Origin of the sequence: Pseudomonas sp. DCB_BI (genome assembly GCF_026240995.1) — a bacterium.
Classification (GTDB): Bacteria; Pseudomonadota; Gammaproteobacteria; order Pseudomonadales; family Pseudomonadaceae; genus Aquipseudomonas.
Genome location: NZ_JAPFCG010000014.1, coordinates 48,871 through 68,252 on the forward strand (window position 1 = coordinate 48,871; position 19,382 = coordinate 68,252).

The following is a 19,382-nucleotide window of genomic DNA, read 5'->3' on the forward strand; positions in this document are numbered from 1 at the left end:
CGCGGGCACTGCTGGTGAAACCCGGGCCATCCTTGATATCGATCAGTGGTGCTGTTTTGCACGCGACCGGCTTCAGCGCTTGGCCGTCAGCCAGGGCCGGCAACTGGCAAACATGTCCAGCGATTGCTGGTAGACCTGGGTGTGCACCTGCAACAGGCCGAGCATGGAGTGGAACAGGTTGTCCTGCGACAGCGGGGCGTCGCTGAGCTTGGCCAGGCAGTCGGTATCGATGCCGAAGTCCGCCTTGTAACTGTCGGAGAACCAGGTCAGCAGGGGTACATGCTTCTGTTGCTCGGGAGCGATGGCGTAGGGTGTGCCGTGCAGGAACAGGTTGTACTCGCCCAGTGACTCGCCATGGTCGGACAGATAGATCATGGCCGTGTCGACCTTGTCCTGCTTGCTGCGCAGGGTGTCGATCAGCGAGGCCAGCACGTTGTCGGTATAGGCCAGGGTGTTGTCATAGCCGTTGATGATCTCCTGCTGGCTGCACTGGTTAAGCGCGTTGCTATGGCAAACCGGCGCGAAGCGTTCGCTGCCACTGGGGTAGCGCTTGAAGTATTCCGGGCCGTGGCTGCCCATCTGGTGCAGCACCAGCACGGTGTCCTTGTCGAGGTTGTCGATCAGCGCGTCAAGGCCTTGCAGCAGGATCTGGTCATGGCATTCGCCATCGGCGCACAACTGGGGGACCTTGAGGTTGCTGACATCGATGAACTGGACGCGGTCGCAGGTGCCTTTGCAACCCGACTGATTGTCACGCCACTGCACGGCCAGGCCGGCACGCTGGAGAATGTCCAGCAAGCCTTCGCGATTCTTCGCCACGCGGGCATCGTAATCCCTGCGCTTCATGCCCGAGAACATGCACGGCACCGAGACCGCGGTTTCCGTACCGCACGAGTGCACATCGGAAAACGCCAGCAGGCCCTGTTCCTTGGCCAGGTTCGGCGTGGTATCGCGCTCATAGCCCAGCACGCCGAAATGGTCTGCCCGGGCACTTTCCCCGACCACCAGCACGGTCAGCGACTTGCGCTCATGTTTTTGCCAGGCGGCATCCCGCTTGGCATCTTCGCCATAATGCTGGAACGGGCGCGAGGCAGTACCGACACGCTCGCTGACATAACCAATGGAGGCCCCGACGATATTGCTTGGGGTCAGCATCAGGCGCAGTTCGTGGTGATTGCGAAACAGCGACGACAGCCCTTGATAATTGACCAGCGCCACCGAGCCAAGGGCCACCACACAGGCACCACTGACCACCAGCTTGCCAAGCAGCTCGCGGTGCCAGCGGCGGTAAGCGATCGGCGCCTTCCACAGCAGCACCGAAGGCAGCACACCCAGCAGCAGGATATAAGCGGCAAACTTGAACGACATAAGATCCGTTACTTCGGCAACATTGGTCTCGGCGATGTTGCGGAACATGCCGGCATCAATAAGTACGCCGTACTGGTTCATGAAGTACGCCACGCCTGCGCCACTCATGAACAACACGATAAGTAACGGCTTGAGCACATACTGGAATGCAAACAAAGTGAGGATCAGATTGAAGGCGAACAGCATCAGCACGGCGAACGCCAGGCTCAGCCACAACCCCGACAGCCCGGGTGGCACGACCTCTTGCAGATGCTCCCAGAGAAATATGTTGAAGCCGATCAGCAGGTAAAGGCTGGCCAGCAGCGTGACCCATTCAGTCCGCACGGATTTGAAGTTGAGCATCAGCGTTCGCATCAAGAGTGATTATCAACCCCCAGGCCAAATGGCACCGTGGGAAAGTTGGGCGAACTCTAGAAAGTGCGTCATCAATTTTTTGTGAAAAAGACGGTAACAATTTCGTGAAGGCGGATGATTGGACAAATGACCACCACTTGTTCAGCTGCCATTCAGCCTGACAAGCCGTCACAAGCCTGCGCAAAGGCGGCTATCCTCATAGGTCAGGACCTTACCGACAACCCTGACAGAGGTGAAGAAATGCCAGTTCCGCATGATCTGCTCGCTGACCTGCACGTTACCGCTGATGCGTTCCAGGCGCTCATAGACAAGGATCAGGACCTGCACAAGCTGCACAAGGAATACAACGCCAAGGACAAGGAGGTGGTCGCCGCCGAAGGCAACGGTACCAACGACGAGGCCGTCACCCGACTGCGCAAGGAAAGGTTGCTGATCAAGGACAAGATCGAACGGATCATTCATCCGCCCAAATCCTGACAAAAAATCATTGAACCTGCAGGCCTCTTCGCGGGCTCGCCCGCTCCCACAAGTACTCCACAGGTCTTAAGGGCGGTGGTGACCCTGTGGGAGCGGGCGAGCCCGCGAAGAGGCCTGCAGCCCTTATACCGCAACCAGCGCTTTCAGCGCCCCATCCAGGTCCTCGACCAGGTCGCGGTAATCCTCGATCCCTACCGACAAGCGCAGCAGGTTCTCGCTGATGCCCATCACCCCTTTCTGCTCCGGGCTCAGCGAGCAGTGCGACATGCTCCAGGAATGGTTGATCATGCTTTCCACGCCACCCAGCGAGTCGGCCAGCACAAAGATCTGCAGCGCCTCCACCAGGCGGTTGAGCGCGGCGCGGTCGCCTTTCACTTTCATCGCCACCACCGCCCCGCCACTGCGCATCTGGCGCTTGCACAGCTCATGCTGCGGGTGGCTCTCCAGCCCTGGGTAATACACCTGTTCGACCTGCGCGTGGCTTTCCAGAAAGCGTGCCACTTGCAGGGCATTGGCGCACTGGCGCTCCATGCGCACATCCAGGGTTTTCAGGCCGCGCAGGGCCAGGTAGCAGTCGAACGGCCCCTGCACCGCCCCTATCGCCATGCTGATACGGCGCAGGCGCGCCAGCAACGCATCATTGGCCGCCACCACCACACCGCCGGTGAGGTCGGAGTGGCCGCCAATGTACTTGCTGGCCGAGTGCATCACCAGGTCCACGCCCAAGGTGATCGGGCGCTGGTTCCACGGCGAGCAGAAGGTGTTGTCGATGCAGGTGAGGATGCCCTTGGCCTTGGCCAGGTCGCAGACCGCCTTGATGTCGACCAGGTGCAGCAACGGGTTGGTTGGCGATTCGATCCAGATCAGCTGGGTTTCCGGCTTGATCGCAGCGGCCACGGCCTCGAGGTCGTTAAGGTCGACATACGTGGTGGTCAGGCCCGAGGTGCGGCTGCGGTAGTCCTCCATGATGCGGAAGGTGCCACCGTACACACCGTTCATCACCACCACGTGGGCATCCTTGGGCAGCAGCTCCAGCACCGTAGCGGTAGCGTTCACCCCCGAGGCGCAGGCGACCGCGCCCACGCCTTCTTCCAGGGCGGCGACACAGGTTTCATAGGCATGCCGCGTAGGGTTGCCAACGCGGCTGTACGAGTACTCCGGCTTGTCGTCCAGGCTGCGTTTGGTGAACGAGCTGGCAGTGACGATGGCCGGGAAAATAGCGTTGTCGGCAACGCTGAACTGCTCGCCAGCGTGAATGGTACGGGTGGCGAAATTGCGCGGCTTGTCGGACATGGTCAGGCCCATCTGGCAGAGTGAAAGCTGCCACTATCGCACAACCCAAATCTTCTGGCCTTGGGGTAATCTGTGAAATATTTTCCTGCATGGCCCGCACGCGATATGGACAGTTTCGACCAGCACATTCTTACCCTGCTTCAGCGCGATGCCTCGATCTCGCTCAAGGACCTGGCCGAGGCCGTCAACCTGTCGACCACGCCGTGCTGGAAGCGGGTCAAGCGCCTGGAAGAAGACGGCTACATCATCGGCCGCGTCGCCCTGCTGGACCCCGAACGGCTGGGGCTGGGGCTGACGGTGTTCGTCCAGCTCAAGACCCAGCGCCATGACAGCGCCTGGCTGGAGCAGTTTGCCGCGACCGTGACCGGGTTCGAGGAAGTGATGGAGTTCTACCGCATGTCCGGTGACTGGGACTACATGCTGCGGGTGGTGGTGGGGGACATTGCGGCATATGACCGGTTCTACAAGAAGCTGATTACCCGTACCGACGGCTTGTCGAACATTACCTCCAGTTTTGCCATGGAGCAGATGAAGTACACCACGGCTTACCCGGTGCATCGCGCCTGATCGGTGCTGGCTTCTTCGTGGGCTTGCCCGCTCCCACAGGGTCATCACAGCCCTGAGACCTGTGGTGATCCTGTGGGAGCGGGCAAGCCCGCGAAGAGGCCGGTACAGCCAACCCGTCAATCCGCGGCCAACACCGCCGCAATGCGGTTCCCCGCCTTGGCTTTCTCGACCTTGATCGCCACGAATTTCGAGGTCGGGGTGTAGGTTCCCTCGCCATAACTTTCCAGCGGTACCAACGGGTTGGTTTCCGGGTAATACGCCGCCGCCTGCCCCTCAGGCACGTCATACGCCACCAGGCGGAACCCCGACACCCGCCGCTCCACGCCATCCTCCCACAGCGACACAAGGTCCACCTGCTCACCCGGTTCGAAGCCCAGGCGGCGGATGTCGGCTACGTTGACGAACACCACTTCACGCAGGCCGAACACCCCACGGTAACGGTCGTCCAGGCCATACAGGGTGGTGTTGTACTGGTCGTGCGAACGCAGGGTCTGCAAAATCAGGTCGGGCTTGTCACCACGGGCCAGCACCTTGGCGTTGACCAGTTCCTCGGGCAGCGCGTGGGGCATGAAGCGGGCTTTGCCCGTGGCCGTGCGGAAGTTGCGATCGGCGGCATTGTTGCCAAGGTGGAATCCGCCTGGGCTATTCAAGCGTTCATTGAAACCGGTAAAGCCCGGAATCACGTCAGCGATCATGTCGCGGATGCGGTTGTAATCGGCCACCGCGTACTCCCAGTCGATCGGCTGGTTGCCCAGCGTGGCCTTTGCCATACCGGCAATGATCCACGGTTCCGAGCGCATGTGCGGCGAACGCGGGCGCAGCTGGCCATTGGAGATGTGCACCATGCTGAAGGTGTCCTCCACGGTCACGCCTTGCGGCCCCTCGGCCTGCAAGTCGATTTCGGTACGGCCCAGGCACGGCAGGATCAGCGCATCGCGCCCGGTGACCAGGTGCGAGCGGTTGAGCTTGGTGGAAATCTGCACGGTCAGTGCGCAGTTCTGCAGCGCCGCGTGGGTGCGCGGGGTATCGGGGGTGGCCTGGGCAAAGTTGCCCCCGAGGGCGACGAACACCTTGGCCCGCCCTTCTTCCATGGCCTTGATCGCCAGCACCGCGTTGTGCCCATGGCCCCGCGGCACACGGAACTGGAAGCGTTTTTCGATGGCATCCAGCAGCGCCGCTTTGGGCTTCTCATCGATGCCCATGGTGCGGTCGCCTTGCACGTTGCTGTGACCGCGCACCGGCGAAAGGCCGGCACCGGGCTTGCCGACGTTGCCGCGCAACAGTTGCAGGTTGACGATTTCCTGCACGGTCGGCACCGAATGGCGGTGCTGGGTAACGCCCATGGCCCAGCACATGATCACCCGCTCGGCCTTGCGGTACATGCTGGCGGCCAGCTCGATCTCGGCCAGGGTCAGGCCCGACTGCTTGACGATGTGCTCCCAGGAGGTGGCATCCACCGCTGCCAGGTAGTCATCGACGCCACTGGTGTGCGCGGCGATGAAGGCATGGTCGAATACCGCCGGCTCGCCCTTGGCCTGGGCTTCGCGCTCCCACTGCAAGAGGTACTTGGCAATGCCGCGCATGGCCGCCATGTCGCCACCCAAGGCTGGGCGAAAGTAGGCGCTGGACGTGGGCTCGGAGCCATTGCTGAGCATTTCGAACGGGTGCTGCGGGTGCTGGAAGCGCTCCAGGCCCCGCTCTTTCAGCGGGTTGAAGCACACCACCTGGGCACCGCGTTTGACCGCTTCGCGCAGTGGTTCGAGCATGCGCGGGTGGTTAGTGCCCGGGTTCTGACCGATGACGAAAATGGCGTCGGCCAGCTCCAGGTCGTGGAACACCACAGTGCCCTTGCCCACGCCGAGGGTTTCCGACATGCCTGCGCCACTGGCCTCGTGGCACATGTTCGAGCAGTCGGGGAAGTTGTTGGTGCCGTAGGCACGCACGAACAGCTGGTAGAGGAACGCCGCTTCGTTGCTGGCCCGCCCCGAGGTGTAGAATTCGGCTTCATCCGGCGACTGCAGCGCACGCAGGTGCCTGGCGACCAGCGCGAAGGCCTCCTGCCAGGTGGTTTCGACATAGTGGTCGCTGACGGCGTCGTAGCGCATCGGGTGGGTGAGGCGGCCCTGGTACTCAAGCCAGTAGTCGGTCTGCTCCTTCAGCGCGGTGACGCTGTATTTGGCGAAGAATGCCGGGTCGACCGAGCGGCCGGTGGCTTCCCAGTTGACCGCCTTGGCGCCGTTTTCGCAGAACTTGACCATGTCGCTTTCCGGCGACTCGCCCCAGGCGCAGCCGGGGCAGTCGAAGCCGCCGTTCTGGTTGGTCTTGAGCATGGCCCGCAGGTTCTTGAAGGCGTTGTCGCTGCCCAGCCAGCTCTTGGTCACGCTTTTCAGCGCACCCCAGCCGGCGGCAGCGCCCTTGTAGTCCCTGATGTGTTCGTCCTGGCTCATGCGATGAATCCTCACGCTTCGATGCTTTTTTCCAGCCTATGAAGCGTGGGGTGGGGGCGTCCAATCGAAAGATCTTACGGGGTGATAAGCGGTTTCGATCATGGGCTTCCTGGTGCTTGCCGTGCCATCTTCAGCGCCAGTGAGATCGAGTGCCGCGCGGGCGGCGCTCGATCTCACAGACGCTGAAAATGCCAAGCCGAGTGATAGAGGCCGTCGATCAACCAGTCGGACAAAGCAATTTGACGCCCCAGCCCCCAGGTTATAGCTTGGAGTCATGCCCCAACCCCTTCGAGACTCGAGCGCGAACGTGGAACAGAACAGCCGGGCCCTGATCGACGGCTTCAACCGGAAAATCGACTACCTGCGGATGTCGGTCACCGACCGCTGCGACTTCCGTTGTGTGTACTGCATGGCCGAAGACATGCAGTTCCTGCCGCGCCAGCAAATTCTCAGCCTCGAAGAACTGTTCCAGGTGGCCGAGCGTTTCGTCGCCCTCGGCACCCGCAAGATCCGCCTGACCGGCGGCGAGCCGCTGGTACGCCAGGGCATCGTCGACCTGTGTGGGCGCATCGCCGCCCTGCCCGGCCTGCGCGAGCTGTGCCTGACCAGCAACGGCTCGCAACTTGGCCGCCTGGCCCAACCCTTGTTCGACGCGGGTGTGACACGCCTGAACATCAGCCTCGACAGCCTCGACGCTGAGCGCTTCAAGCAACTGACCCGCACCGGCGACCTGCATCAGGTCATCGCCGGCATCGATGCCGCCCGCCAGGCCGGGTTCAAGCGTACCAAGCTCAACTGCGTGGTGCTCAAAGGCCGCAATGACCATGAGCTGGTCGACCTGGTGCGCTTTGCCATCGATCGCGAGCTGGACATCACCTTCATCGAAGAAATGCCGCTGGGCGTGATCAGCGAGCATGAACGCGGCGAGTCGTTCTGCTCCAGCGATGAAGTGCGTGCGTTGCTGGCCGAACAGTTCACCCTGATCGAGTCGACCGAATCATCCCAAGGCCCGGCTCGCTACTGGCGCCTGGCGGAAGCAACCAACACCCGGGTAGGCTTCATTTCACCGCACAGCCACAACTTCTGTGCCACCTGCAACCGCGTGCGCCTGACCGTCGAAGGCCGCCTGCTGCTGTGCCTGGGCAACGAACATTCAGTCGACCTCAAGCACGTGCTGCGCGCCCACCCTGGCAACCCCGAACGCCTGGAAAAGGCCATTCGCGACTCGCTGCACCTCAAGCCCTACCGCCACCACTTCGAAGTGGGTGGCGACGTGCAGATCCTGCGTTTCATGAACATGACCGGCGGCTGAGCGGCTGTCTCTGGATTTCCATGATCGTCCACCCCACCCCCGATGTACTGCGCGTGCTGTTCACCCTCAAGGGCTCGATCGTCAAGCGCATTGCCCTGCGCTGCCTGATGGTCACCCTGCTCGCGGCGCTGATCGTGCTGGTCGAGCGGCATTTTCCGGCATTCTTCTACCCGGTCAGCGCCACGCCGTTCACCTTGCTGGGCCTGTCGCTGTCGATCTTCATGAGCTTTCGCAACAACGCCTGTTATGATCGTTGGTGGGAGGGGCGCAAGGCGTGGGGCAAGCTGATTATCGAAACCCGTTCGTTCGTGCGTGAGAGCGTGGTCATTACAGATGAAAAACTGCGTAATCAACTGCTGCGTAGCCTGTGCGGTTTTGCCCATGCATTGAATGCGCGGCTGCGCGGTGAGGACGAACTGGCGGCTGCCCGGCCATGGCTCGCCCGGCCAGAGGCGATCAGCCCGCACAACGTGTGCGATGGCATCCTGCGCGAAATTGGCCAGCATTGCTCAAGGCTGGCAGAGCAACAGCAGATCAGTGACTGGCGCTACAGTTTGCTGGAGCAGCGACTGGTAGGGTTGACCGAAGTGCAGGCCACCTGTGAGCGGATCAAGGGTACACCCTTGCCGTTCCCCTATACGCTGCTGCTGCACCGTACCATCTACATCTTCTGCATTCTGCTGCCGTTTGCCCTGGCCGAGCCGCTGGGCTGGCTGGCGCCGCTGTTCACCACCATCGTGGGGTACACGTTCTTCGGGCTGGATGCGATTGGCAACGAGCTGGAAGACCCGTTCGGGCGCGATGAGAATGATTTGCCGACCGATGCCATGGTGCGGACTGTGGAGCGGGATGTGCTGGCGGGGTTGGGGGAGCAGCAGTTGCCGCCAGCGTTGTTGCCGGTCGGATATGTGTTGAGCTGAGCAGATGCGCCCTCCTGTGCTGGCCCTTTCGCGGGTAAACCCGCTCCCACAGGGACTGCACAAAGTCCAAAGGCAGTGGTGATCCTGTGGGAGCGGGTTTACCCGCGAACGGGCCGGTACAGGACCCAGTTCAGCCCCGGCTTGCGCAGGCCTCGATCGGCAACAGGTGTTTGACGAAGTTGCACGGCCGATGGCGGGCATCCAGTTGCTCCGCCAGAATCCCTTCCCACGCCGTGCGGCAGGCTCCGGTGGACCCCGGCAGGCAGCACACCAACGTGCGGTTGGACAACCCGGCCAAGGCCCGGCTCTGCACGGTCGAGGTGCCGATATCCAAAATCGACAACGCCCTGAACAGCTCACCGAAGCCATCGATACGCTTCTCCAGCAGGCACTCGACCGCCTCTGGCGTGCTGTCACGCCCGGTAAAGCCGGTGCCGCCAGTGATCAGCACCACCTGCACCTGTTCATCGGCAATCCAGGTAGCCACCTGGGCGCGGATCTTGTACAGGTCGTCCCTGAGCAGCGCCCGCGCCGCCAGGCGGTGGCCGACCTCTACCGAGCGGCGGGCCAGCAGTTCGCCGGAGGTGTCATTGTCGTAGGTGCGGGTGTCGCTGACGGTCAGCACGGCGATGTTAAGCGGTACGAAGACCGCATCGGGTTGGACGCGCACGGCAAGGCTCCTTCAATGGCATTGTCGCCACGCTAGAGGCATGGCCAGCAGGCGTCCAATCGATATGGCGTACCGGGCGATCAATGACATCTATCGCAGACGTGGGTTAAGGTCTGCATAACCAGACGCCAGGCACTTCCATGGACATCAAGCAGCTCAAATTCCTCATCGCCCTCGACCAGACCCGCCACTTCGGCCAGGCGGCGGCGCTGTGCCATATCACCCAGCCGACGCTGTCCATGCGCCTGCGCAACCTGGAAGACGAACTGGACCTGGTACTGGTCAAGCGCGGCCAGCGCTTCGAAGGCTTTACCGAGGCCGGCGAGCGCATCCTGGCCTGGGCCCGTACCCTGCTCGCCGCCCACGACGGCCTGCAGGCCGAGGCTGCCAGTTGCCGTGGCCAGGTGGTCGGCAGCCTGCGCCTGGGCACAGTGCCGCTGGCCAGTTTCAACCCCATGCACCTGCTGCTGCCGCTGCGCGAAAAATACCCCGAGCTGCACTTTCAGCTCAGCTCGCTGAGCTCGGAGCAGGTGATCGACGGCCTCAGCCGCAACCAGCTCGACCTGGGCATCTGCTACCTGGACCAGGTCAACACCAGCTTCTTCGAAGTGATCGAGCTGGGCACCACCACCATGGGCCTGCTGCACGACACCCGGCACTTCCAGTTTGCCAGCGACACCCTGCGCTGGGACGAGCTGGGCACTATTCCGCTAGGCCTGCTGAGCAAAGGCATGCACTACCGCCAGTCGCTGGACCTGAGCTTCCGTAGCCGTGGCCTTGAGCCCGATTCGGTACTGGAAAGCGACTCGACCTTCCAGCTGATCCAGGCCATCAATACCGGCCTGTGCTGCGCGATCATGCCGCTGGACTGCGGCCTGGAAGACCTCAGCGAGCACCTGCGCATCTTGCCGGTGGCCGACGCCGCCATCCACAGCCCGGTCGGTCTGCTGCTGCGCCGCAGCGAGCCGCGTTCGGCAATTGCAGAGCAATGCTTTGCCGAAGCCCGTGCGCTGTTTCAGGCCACCTGACCGCCAGTCGCCTGCCGGTACTGGCGCGGGGTAAAGCCGGTCAGCTGCTTGAACTGGCGGCTGAAGGCGCTGTGGTCGGTATAGCCGCAGCACATCGCCACTTTAGTGATCGGCAGGTCCGAATGCAGCAGGCGATGAGCGTGCTCCAGGCGTGCCTTGTGGATCATCTGCCGGGGCGTGAGGTGGAACACCCGCTTGCAATAGCGCTCCAGCTGGGCCACGGAAATACCGGCGATGCGGGTTAGCTCGCCCATGCTGATCGGCTGATGGAAATGCTGGCGGATGTGCTCGTCCACCGCGGCCAGGCGTTGATAGGCGGGGTGGCTGTCGGCAGCTGACTGCAGGTCGACCGAAATACCGACCAGGCCGATGATCTCGCCCGCCTGGTTGTACAGCGGGCGCTTGTGGGTCAGGCACCAGCCGGGTTCACGGCTGCCGTACAGGTGCAGTTCCAGTTGGTCCTCCAGCACCATCCCTTCCTTGAGCACCCGGCGGTCCTGCTCGGTGTAGCCGGGGCCCAGCTGTGCCGGGAACACTTCGGCACTGGTCTTGCCCAGCAGCGGTTGCAGGCGCTTGAGGCCGCAGCGCTGGACCAAGGTGGTGTTGGCCAGCACGTAGCGGGCGGCCGGGTCCTTGATGAAGATTGCGGCGTTGGGGATGGCGTCGAGAATCGGCAGCAGCAGCGATACACCGGCGAGCAGGGCCTCGAGGCTGGCGGGGCGGTGCTGGTCGAAGGACTGGTAGAGGGTTGCCAGGGGGGTGTCGGTCATCTGTCGGTTCTCTGCTGGCTGGGCCGGCCCTTTCGCGGGCTCGCCCGCTCCCACAGGTCCTCCACACATTTCGAATTCTGCGCCGTACCTGTGGGAGCGGGCATGCCCGCGAAGAGGCCGGCGCTCTCAACACACTCCTACAGGCCTTGTGCGGTGTGGCCTACAGCCTATCCACCAGCCCACCCTGACCGCCAGCATTTTTTGCAACTGTGCCGATTTCGTCATCCACCTTGCAGAAAACCATCAAGAACCGTCGCCCCGACCGGTTCACTCTATGCCCCACGCAAGCCGCCCAAGTCCTACAAGAGCGCGGCCCAAAAAGCCGCATCTCGTGACATCAGACCTGCCTATCCAATAACCAACAAAAAGGCGAACCCATGTCAGGCAAATTCAAGAAACAGTTATCACTGCTGGACCTCACCTTCATCGGCCTAGGCGCTATCTTCGGCTCGGGCTGGCTGTTCGCCGCCAGCCATGTCTCGGCCATCGCCGGCCCGGCTGGCATCCTCTCCTGGTTCCTTGGCGGCTTTGCCGTCCTGCTGCTGGGCATCGTCTACTGCGAACTGGGCGCCGCCTTGCCCCGCGCCGGTGGCGTGGTGCGCTACCCGGTGTACTCGCACGGCCCGCTGCTCGGCTATCTGATGGGCTTCATCACCCTGATCGCGTTCTCCAGCCTGATCGCCATCGAAGTGGTCGCTTCGCGCCAATACGCCGCCGCCTGGTTCCCCGGGCTGACCAAGGCCGGCTCCAGCGACCCGACCGTGCTCGGCTGGCTGGTGCAGTTCGCCCTGCTGGGCCTGTTCTTCTTCCTCAACTACCGCAGCGTGAAAACCTTCGCCAAAGCCAACAACCTGGTCAGCGTGTTCAAGTTCATCGTGCCGCTGCTGGTGATCGGCGTGCTGTTCACTTTCTTCAAGCCAGAAAACTTCGAGGTCCAGGGCTTTGCCCCGTTCGGCCTGTCCGGCGTGGAAATGGCCGTATCCGCTGGCGGCATCATCTTCGCCTACCTGGGCCTGACGCCGATCATTTCGGTGGCCAGCGAGGTCAAGAACCCGCAGCGCACCATCCCGATTGCGCTGATTCTTTCGGTGTTGCTGTCCACTGCGATCTACGCCTTGCTGCAACTGGCCTTCCTCGGCAGCGTGCCGACCGAAATGCTGGCCAACGGCTGGGCCAGCGTGACCAAGGAACTGGCCCTGCCCTACCGTGACATCGCCCTGGCGCTGGGTGTGGGCTGGCTCGCCTACCTGGTGGTGGCCGACGCAGTGATCTCGCCAAGCGGCTGCGGCAACATCTACATGAACGCCACCCCGCGCGTGATCTATGGCTGGGCGCAGACCGGCACCTTCTTCAAGTACTTCACCCGCATCGATGCAGAGTCCGGCATCCCGCGCCCGGCCCTGTGGCTGACATTTGGCCTGTCGGTGTTCTGGACCCTGCCGTTCCCATCGTGGGAAGCGCTGATCAACGTGGTGTCCGCAGCGCTGGTACTGAGCTACGCGGTAGCGCCGGTCAGCGTCGCCGCCCTGCGCCGCAATGCACCACACATGCCGCGCCCGTTCCGGGTCAAGGGCATGGCCGTGCTCGGCCCGCTGTCGTTCATCATCGCTGCGCTGATCGTGTACTGGTCGGGCTGGAACACCGTGTCGTGGCTGCTGGCCCTGCAGATCGTGATGTTCGTGCTGTACCTGCTGTGCAGCCGTTTCGTACCCACCCAGCACCTTTCGCTGGCCCAGCAAGTTCGCTCGTCGGCGTGGCTGATCGGGTTCTATGCGCTGACCATCCTGCTGTCGTGGCTGGGCAGTTTCGGCGGCCTGGGGGTAATCGGCCACCCACTCGACACCGTGGCCGTGGCTGCCTGCGCGCTGGGTATCTACTACTGGGGCGCGGCCACTGGCGTGCCTGCCCACCTGGTGCGCCTGGAAGGCGAGGACGAAAGCGAAGCCTGCGCTGAAACCTATACCGGCCGCCCTGCTGCCGTCGCTTCCTGATCTTTTACGCAAGGGACAAGCCCATGAAACAGATTCACGTCATCGACTCCCACACTGGCGGCGAACCAACCCGCCTGGTGATGAAGGGCTTTCCGCAACTGCACGGCCGCAGCATGGCCGAACAGCGCGACGAACTGCGCGAGCTGCACGACCCATGGCGCCGTGCCTGCCTGCTGGAGCCACGCGGCAACGATGTGCTGGTTGGCGCGCTGTACTGCCCGCCGGTATCGGCCGACGCTACCTGCGGCGTGATCTTCTTCAACAACGCCGGCTACCTGAACATGTGCGGTCACGGCACCATCGGCCTGGTCGCCTCGTTGCAGTACCTGGGCCTGATCGCACCGGGTGTGCACAAGATCGACACCCCGGTCGGCCAGGTCAGCGCCACCCTGCACGACGACGGCGCCATCACCATCGGCAACGTGCCCTCCTACCGCTACCGCCAACAGGTTGCGGTGGACGTGCCCGGCCATGGCGTAGTGCACGGCGACATCGCCTGGGGCGGCAACTGGTTCTTCCTCGTTGCCGAACACGGCCAGCGCATCGAGCTGGATAACCGCGAGCTGTTGACCGAGTACACCTGGGCCATGCTCAAGGCGCTCGAAGCCCAAGGCATCACCGGCGAGAACGGCGCGCCCATCGACCACGTCGAGCTGTTCGCCGACGACGCCAACGCCGACAGCCGCAACTTCGTGATGTGCCCGGGCAAGGCCTACGACCGCTCACCGTGCGGCACCGGCACCAGCGCCAAGCTGGCCTGCCTGGCTGCCGACGGCACGCTCGCCGAAGGCCAGACCTGGGTGCAGGCCAGCATCACCGGCAGCCAGTTTCACGGCCGTTACGAGCGTGACGGCGAGCGTATTCGACCGTTCATCACCGGCCGCGCCCACATGACCGCCGACAGCACCCTGCTGATCGACGAACAGGACCCGTTCGCCTGGGGCATCTGAGCCCCCGGCCTTTTGACCAAACCCAATTTCGCCAGGAGTAACAACAATGACCAACAACATTTTCACCGGCACCATGCCCGCCCTGATGACCCCATGCACCGCCGAGCGCAAGCCGGACTTCGACGCCTTGGTGCGCAAGGGCCGCGAACTGATCGAAGCCGGCATGAGCGCGGTGGTGTACTGCGGCTCGATGGGCGACTGGCCACTGCTGACCGAGGCCGAGCGCCAGGAAGGCGTGGCGCGCCTGGTGGCCGCCGGCATTCCGACCATCGTCGGCACGGGCGCGGTAAACACCCGTGAGGCGGTTTCGCATGCCGCCCACGCCGCCAAGGTCGGTGCCGCCGGCCTGATGGTCATCCCTCGCGTGCTCAGCCGCGGCGCCTCGCTGATCGCCCAGAAGCATCACTTCTCGGCCATCCTGGCTGCCGCGCCGAAGCTGCCGGCGGTGATCTACAACAGCCCCTACTACGGCTTTGCCACCCGCGCCGACCTGTTCTTCGAACTGCGTAGCGCGTTCCCCAACCTGATCGGTTTCAAGGAGTTCGGCGGCGGCGCCGACCTGCGCTATGCCGCCGAGCACATCACCTCCAAGGATGACGATGTCACCCTGATGGTCGGTGTCGACACCCAGGTGGTGCATGGCTTCGTCAACTGCAACGCCACCGGCGCCATCACCGGCATCGGCAATGCGCTGCCGCGCGAAGTGCTGCAACTGGTGAGCCTGAGCAAACAGGCCGCCAAAGGCGACGCCCGGGCCCGGCGCCTGGCGCGCGAGCTGGAAGCGGCGCTGGCGGTACTGTCGTCGTTCGACGAGGGCTGCGACCTGGTGTTGTATTACAAGCACTTGATGGTGCTCAACGGCGACACCGAGTACAGCCTGCACTTCAACGAGACCGACGTACTGACCGACGCTCAGCGCAACTATGCCGAACAGCAGTACGCGCTGTTCCGCAGCTGGTATGCCAGCTGGTCGGCCGAGCAAAACATCGCCTGAGCAGCCACTGCTCTCCCTGTGGGAGCGGGCGTGCCCGCGAATCAGGCGACCCGGTGCATGGCACCGGCTTCGCCGGTGTTCGCGGGTGAACCCGCTCCTACAGGGGTCGTAATCCCCCCATGCATCTGCATTAGATTTCCAAGGAGGCTACATGCCCCTCACAGGCAACCTGCTGATCGGCCAGAGGCCGGTAACCGGCAGCCGCGACGCCATCCGTGCCATCGACCCAACCACCGGTCAGACGTTGGAGCCGGCCTACCTCGGCGGCACCGGCGACCAGGTGGCCCAGGCCTGCGCCCTGGCCTGGGCGGCATTCGACACCTACCGCGAAACATCGCTCGATCAACGAGCAGAGTTCCTTGAAGCCATCGCCACACAGATCGAGGCCCTGGGCGATGCCCTGATCGACCGCGCCGTGGCCGAAACCGGCCTGCCCGCGGCCCGTATCCAGGGCGAGCGTGGCCGCACCTGCACTCAGCTGCGCACCTTCGCTCGTGTAGTGCGGGCCGGCGAATGGCTGGACGTGCGTGTCGACACTGCCCTGCCCGAGCGCCAGCCGTTGCCGCGTGCCGACCTGCGCCAGCGCCAGGTCGCACTGGGCCCGGTCGCCGTGTTCGGCGCCAGCAATTTCCCCTTGGCCTTCTCGGTGGCCGGCGGTGACACGGCTTCGGCACTGGCGGCCGGCTGCCCGGTGGTCGTCAAGGCGCACAGCGCCCACCCCGGCACCAGTGAACTGGTCGGCCAGGCGGTGGCGCGAGCGGTGCAACAGTGCGGCTTGCCAGCCGGCGTGTTCTCGCTGCTGTACGGCTCTGGCCGTGAAGCAGGTATCGCGCTGGTCAGCGACCCGCGCATCAAGGCTGTTGGGTTTACCGGCTCGCGCAGCGGTGGTATCGCGCTGTGCCAGGCGGCCCAGGCACGCCCGGAACCGATCCCGGTGTACGCCGAAATGAGCTCGATCAACCCAGTGTTCCTGTTCGACGCAGCCCTGCAGGCCCGCGCCGAAGCGCTGGCACAAGGCTTCGTCGCCTCGCTGACCCAGGGCGCCGGGCAGTTCTGCACCAACCCCGGCCTGGTCATCGCCCGTCAAGGCCCGGCGTTGCAGCGTTTCCTCAGTGCAGCCAGCAGCCACCTGCGCCAGGCCACCGCGCAAACCATGCTCACCCCAGGCATTTTCAGTGCGTATCAGGCCGGTGTCGCAACGCTGGCCGAAAACGCCAACGCCCAGGCCGTCGCACGCGGCCAGGACAGCAATGGCCCCAACCAGTGCCAGGCGCAACTGTTCATCACCCAAGCCGAAGCCTTCCTCAGCGACCCGGCCTTGCAAGGCGAGGTGTTTGGCGCAGCCTCGCTGGTGGTGGCTTGCAGCAGCGATGAACAAATCCGACAGGTAGCCGAGCACCTGGAAGGCCAACTGACCGCTACCCTGCATCTGGACGAAACCGACATCGACAGTGCCCGCGCCCTGCTACCCACCCTGGAGCGCAAGGCCGGACGCATTCTGGTCAATGGCTGGCCGACCGGTGTCGAGGTCTGCGATGCGATGGTGCATGGCGGCCCGTTCCCGGCCACCTCGGATGCCCGCACCACCTCGGTGGGCACGGCGGCGATCCTGCGTTTCCTGCGCCCGGTTTGCTATCAGGACTTCCCCGATGCGCTGCTGCCGCAGGCGTTGAAACACGGCAACCCGCTGCAGCTGCGGCGCCTGCTAGACGGTAAACGGGAAGGCTGAGCATGCTCGAAACCGCTGAAACCGATATTGCCGTGGTCGGCGCAGGCATCGTCGGCGTCGCCTGCGCCTTGCAACTGGCCCGCCAGGGCCGTCGGGTAACCCTGGTCGACCGCCAGGCGCCCGGCCTTGGTGCGTCCTTCGGGAATGCCGGGCATCTGGCAACCGAGCAAGTGTTCCCGATTGCCGACCTGTCGATCCTCAAGCGCCTGCCTCGCATGCTGCTCGACCCCATGGGGCCGCTGCGCCTGGACTGGAAATACCTGCCCAAGGCCATGCCGTGGTTCACCCGGCTGCTGCTCAACCTGCGCCCGGCGCCGTTCCAGCGCAGCGTGGCTGGCATCCGTACGCTGAACGAAGGCAGCCTGGGCGCCTGGCAACGGCTGTTGGGCTCGATCGGGCGCAGCGAATTGTTTCAAGAGGATGGTTCGTTGCTGGTGTTCGAGAAGCCTGAGTCACGCCAGGCGCTGGAGGCGTTGCGCACACGCATGCAACAGCAGGCGGTGCCGGTGGACTTCTGGTCGGCCGAAACCGTGCGCGAAGCGGCGCCGCAACTCAGCCCGTCATTGTTGGGCGGGCTGTTCTTCCCGCGCACGGGGCACTTCATCGACCCTTATCGGGTGGTGTGCGAATTGTTCGAAGCGGCCAAGGCCAATGGGGTGCGCTTTGTCCAGGCGCAGGTCGATGGCGGGCATTTGCACAGTGCCGGCGTGAGCCTTGCCAGCGACCAAGGCACGCTCAATGCCCGCCAGGTGCTTGTCAGCTGTGGTGCCCACTCTGCGAAACTGACCGCCGCGCTGACCGGCAAGCGGGTGCCGCTGGACACAGAACGCGGCTACCACCTGATGTTGCCGGGTGAGCACCAGCGCCTGCCGTTTGCAGTCACCTCGCTTGAGCGCAAATTCATCATGACGCCCATGGCCGAAGGTTTGCGCCTGGCTGGCACAGTGGAGTTTGCCGGGCTGCAGGCACCGCCGAGCATGCAGCGGGCGTGGCAGTTGCACCGGTTGAGCAAGGGGTTGTTCCGGCATGACTTGAGCGTCGAAGGAGCAACACCGTGGATGGGTTTCAGGCCTTCGTTGCCGGACTCGCTGCCGGTGATCGACAGGGTCTGCGATGGGCGGGTGCTGTTGGCGTTTGGGCATCAACACCTGGGGTTGACCCAGGCAGCGGTGACGGCGGAATCGGTGGGGCGGTTGGCTGGGCAGGCTGGTGGGCCTGAAATGGGCGCATACCGACTGGACCGGTTTTAGCCTTTACCGGCCCCTTCGCGGGCAAGCCCGCTCCCACAGAGAGGGTGCAGTATCTGAAACCTGTGGTGTCTGTGGGCGCGGGCTTGCCCGCGAATGGGCTGCAAGGCAGCCCCTCCAAGCCTCAGCGGTAACGCTCGAGCCAGTGCGCATAAGGCGCCGGCAACGTCCAGGAGGCTTTCTCCACCCCCAGTTCCTTGGCGGCGAAGTACGCCCAGTGCGGGTCGGCCAGGTGTGCACGCCCCACGGACACCAGATCCAGCTGGTTGGCTTGCAGTGCCCCTTCCGCCAGTTGCGGCGTGCCAAAGCCCCACGCCGAGGTCACCGGCAGCTTCGCCTCACGGCGCACACGCTCGGCAATCGGCCCCATGAACGCCGGGCCCCACGGGATGTTGGTCTCGGGAATGGTAAAGCCGACACTCACGCTCAGCAGGTCAAGGCCACCGGCCTTGAAGCGGCGCGCCAGTTCGATCGACTCTTCCAGGGTTTGCTCATCGCGGCCATCGTATTCCAATACGCCAAACCGTGCGGTCAGCGGCAGGTTCCCTGGCCACACTTCACGTACTGCTGCCAAGGTTTCCAACAGGAAGCGGCTGCGGTTGTCGAAGCTGCCACCGTAGGCATCGGTGCGCTTGTTGGAGTGCTCGGAGAAGAAGCTCTGGCCCAGGTAGCCGTGGGCAAAGTGCAGTTCGATCCACTCGAAGCCGGCATCACGCGCACGGCGGGCGGCATCGACGAAGTCCTGCTTCACCCGGGCGATGTCGCCAAGCGTCATTTCGCGTGGCACTTTCGGCAGGTTCGCGCCGAAGGCGATGGCGGACGGGGCGATGGTCTCCCAGCCGCGCGCATCGTCGGCGGCAATGTGGTCATCACCTTCCCATGGGCGGTTGGCGCTGGCCTTGCGCCCGGCGTGGGCGATCTGGATACCCGGCACGGAACCTGCGGCCTTGATGGCCTGCACCACCGGTACGAACGCCTGGGCGTGGGCATCGCTCCAGATACCGGCGCAACCGGGGGTGATGCGCCCTTCTGGTGCCACGGCAGTAGCCTCGACCACCAGCAGGCCGGCACCGCCACGGGCCAGGCCGGCCAGGTGCACATGGTGCCAGTCATTGATCATGCCGTCTTCGGCCATGTACTGGCACATTGGCGGAATGGCAATGCGGTTACGCAGGGTGACATCTTTGAGGGTATAGGGTTCGAACAGTGCGGACATGGGAAAACTCCGGGTTCATTTGAATTCTGTTGTTCGATCATAATCGAAC

General features: G+C 63.8%; 16 protein-coding genes. 10 read left to right on the forward strand and 6 right to left on the reverse strand.

The genetic code is table 11. The annotated features are described in order from the left end of the window. Positions 1–72: 72 nt before the first annotated feature. Complete coding sequence (locus tag OO258_RS16310) at positions 73–1,710, reverse strand: phosphoethanolamine transferase (protein ID WP_266031617.1); 1,638 nt, start codon at positions 1,708–1,710, stop codon at positions 73–75. Positions 1,711–1,962: 252 nt separating this feature from the next. Between OO258_RS16310 and OO258_RS16315 the strand changes: the two genes are divergently transcribed. Continuing rightward, complete coding sequence (locus OO258_RS16315) at positions 1,963–2,199, forward strand: YdcH family protein (RefSeq protein ID WP_266031618.1); 237 nt, start codon at positions 1,963–1,965, stop codon at positions 2,197–2,199. A 123-nt stretch (positions 2,200–2,322) separates the two neighbouring features. On the opposite strand, the gene OO258_RS16320 is transcribed toward OO258_RS16315, so the two are convergent. Then, positions 2,323–3,504: a trans-sulfuration enzyme family protein gene (locus OO258_RS16320; RefSeq protein ID WP_110743767.1), complete on the reverse strand. Its 1,182-nt coding sequence runs from the start codon at positions 3,502–3,504 to the stop codon at positions 2,323–2,325. A 93-nt stretch (positions 3,505–3,597) separates the two neighbouring features. Here OO258_RS16320 and OO258_RS16325 point away from each other — a divergent pair, with 93 nt between their 5' ends. Next, complete coding sequence (locus tag OO258_RS16325; protein ID WP_266031620.1) at positions 3,598–4,059, forward strand: Lrp/AsnC family transcriptional regulator; 462 nt, start codon at positions 3,598–3,600, stop codon at positions 4,057–4,059. 116 nt (positions 4,060–4,175) lie between these two features. Here the strand turns inward: OO258_RS16325 and OO258_RS16330 are convergent, their stop codons facing one another. After that, positions 4,176–6,506, reverse strand: coding sequence for an FdhF/YdeP family oxidoreductase (locus OO258_RS16330; protein ID WP_266031622.1), 2,331 nt, complete (start codon positions 6,504–6,506; stop codon positions 4,176–4,178). A gap of 307 nt (positions 6,507–6,813) precedes the next feature. Here OO258_RS16330 and moaA point away from each other — a divergent pair, with 307 nt between their 5' ends. Together moaA and OO258_RS16340 are read left to right on the forward strand one after the other, a co-directional pair. Continuing rightward, positions 6,814–7,818, forward strand: a complete 1,005-nt coding sequence (moaA, locus tag OO258_RS16335) for a GTP 3',8-cyclase MoaA (RefSeq protein WP_266031623.1) — start codon at positions 6,814–6,816, stop codon at positions 7,816–7,818. 20 nt (positions 7,819–7,838) lie between these two features. Then, a complete protein-coding gene (locus OO258_RS16340; RefSeq protein WP_266031625.1) occupies positions 7,839–8,738 on the forward strand; it encodes a bestrophin family protein in 900 nt (299 codons plus the stop codon). Between the two features lie 130 nt (positions 8,739–8,868). Here OO258_RS16340 and moaB read toward each other — a convergent pair whose 3' ends face one another. Beyond that, a complete protein-coding gene (moaB, locus tag OO258_RS16345; protein WP_266031627.1) occupies positions 8,869–9,408 on the reverse strand; it encodes a molybdenum cofactor biosynthesis protein B in 540 nt (179 codons plus the stop codon). Between the two features lie 140 nt (positions 9,409–9,548). Between moaB and OO258_RS16350 the strand changes: the two genes are divergently transcribed. Next, on the forward strand, positions 9,549–10,436 hold the full coding sequence (locus OO258_RS16350) for a LysR family transcriptional regulator (RefSeq protein ID WP_266031628.1): 888 nt from the start codon (positions 9,549–9,551) through the stop codon (positions 10,434–10,436). On the opposite strand, the gene OO258_RS16355 is transcribed toward OO258_RS16350, so the two are convergent. Next, positions 10,424–11,206, reverse strand: a complete 783-nt coding sequence (locus tag OO258_RS16355) for an AraC family transcriptional regulator (protein WP_266031630.1) — start codon at positions 11,204–11,206, stop codon at positions 10,424–10,426. The two genes, OO258_RS16350 and OO258_RS16355, sit on opposite strands and share 13 nt — an antisense overlap. A gap of 377 nt (positions 11,207–11,583) precedes the next feature. Between OO258_RS16355 and OO258_RS16360 the strand changes: the two genes are divergently transcribed. The 5 genes from OO258_RS16360 to OO258_RS16380 all read left to right on the forward strand — a co-directional run bounded on the left by OO258_RS16360 (position 11,584) and on the right by OO258_RS16380 (position 18,120). After that, positions 11,584–13,197: an APC family permease gene (locus OO258_RS16360; protein WP_014860701.1), complete on the forward strand. Its 1,614-nt coding sequence runs from the start codon at positions 11,584–11,586 to the stop codon at positions 13,195–13,197. A gap of 23 nt (positions 13,198–13,220) precedes the next feature. After that, complete coding sequence (locus OO258_RS16365; RefSeq protein ID WP_266031633.1) at positions 13,221–14,147, forward strand: 4-hydroxyproline epimerase; 927 nt, start codon at positions 13,221–13,223, stop codon at positions 14,145–14,147. Between the two features lie 46 nt (positions 14,148–14,193). Next, the gene (locus tag OO258_RS16370) at positions 14,194–15,141 is read left to right on the forward strand and encodes a dihydrodipicolinate synthase family protein (protein WP_003254709.1); all 948 of its coding nucleotides are present in this window, start codon (positions 14,194–14,196) and stop codon (positions 15,139–15,141) included. Between the two features lie 151 nt (positions 15,142–15,292). Beyond that, on the forward strand, positions 15,293–16,870 hold the full coding sequence (locus OO258_RS16375) for an aldehyde dehydrogenase (NADP(+)) (RefSeq protein WP_266031634.1): 1,578 nt from the start codon (positions 15,293–15,295) through the stop codon (positions 16,868–16,870). A gap of 2 nt (positions 16,871–16,872) precedes the next feature. Further along, positions 16,873–18,120, forward strand: a complete 1,248-nt coding sequence (locus OO258_RS16380) for an NAD(P)/FAD-dependent oxidoreductase (RefSeq protein WP_266031636.1) — start codon at positions 16,873–16,875, stop codon at positions 18,118–18,120. A 121-nt stretch (positions 18,121–18,241) separates the two neighbouring features. Here the strand turns inward: OO258_RS16380 and xenA are convergent, their stop codons facing one another. After that, the gene (xenA, locus tag OO258_RS16385) at positions 18,242–19,333 is read right to left on the reverse strand and encodes a xenobiotic reductase XenA (RefSeq protein ID WP_266031638.1); all 1,092 of its coding nucleotides are present in this window, start codon (positions 19,331–19,333) and stop codon (positions 18,242–18,244) included. Positions 19,334–19,382: the final 49 nt, after the last annotated feature.

Excerpts from the sequence above, each read along its gene's own strand:
- OO258_RS16310 (WP_266031617.1), bottom strand. The coding sequence starts at position 1,710 with ATGCTCAACTTCAAATCCGTGCGGACTGAATGGGTCACGCTGCTGGCC.
- OO258_RS16315 (WP_266031618.1), top strand. The coding sequence starts at position 1,963 with ATGCCAGTTCCGCATGATCTGCTCGCTGACCTGCACGTTACCGCTGAT.
- OO258_RS16320 (WP_110743767.1), bottom strand. The coding sequence starts at position 3,504 with ATGGGCCTGACCATGTCCGACAAGCCGCGCAATTTCGCCACCCGTACC.
- OO258_RS16325 (WP_266031620.1), top strand. The coding sequence starts at position 3,598 with ATGGACAGTTTCGACCAGCACATTCTTACCCTGCTTCAGCGCGATGCC.
- OO258_RS16330 (WP_266031622.1), bottom strand. The coding sequence starts at position 6,506 with ATGAGCCAGGACGAACACATCAGGGACTACAAGGGCGCTGCCGCCGGC.
- OO258_RS16340 (WP_266031625.1), top strand. The coding sequence starts at position 7,839 with ATGATCGTCCACCCCACCCCCGATGTACTGCGCGTGCTGTTCACCCTC.
- OO258_RS16350 (WP_266031628.1), top strand. The coding sequence starts at position 9,549 with ATGGACATCAAGCAGCTCAAATTCCTCATCGCCCTCGACCAGACCCGC.
- OO258_RS16355 (WP_266031630.1), bottom strand. The coding sequence starts at position 11,206 with ATGACCGACACCCCCCTGGCAACCCTCTACCAGTCCTTCGACCAGCAC.
- OO258_RS16360 (WP_014860701.1), top strand. The coding sequence starts at position 11,584 with ATGTCAGGCAAATTCAAGAAACAGTTATCACTGCTGGACCTCACCTTC.
- OO258_RS16365 (WP_266031633.1), top strand. The coding sequence starts at position 13,221 with ATGAAACAGATTCACGTCATCGACTCCCACACTGGCGGCGAACCAACC.
- OO258_RS16370 (WP_003254709.1), top strand. The coding sequence starts at position 14,194 with ATGACCAACAACATTTTCACCGGCACCATGCCCGCCCTGATGACCCCA.
- OO258_RS16375 (WP_266031634.1), top strand. The coding sequence starts at position 15,293 with ATGCCCCTCACAGGCAACCTGCTGATCGGCCAGAGGCCGGTAACCGGC.
- OO258_RS16380 (WP_266031636.1), top strand. The coding sequence starts at position 16,873 with ATGCTCGAAACCGCTGAAACCGATATTGCCGTGGTCGGCGCAGGCATC.
- xenA (WP_266031638.1), bottom strand. The coding sequence starts at position 19,333 with ATGTCCGCACTGTTCGAACCCTATACCCTCAAAGATGTCACCCTGCGT.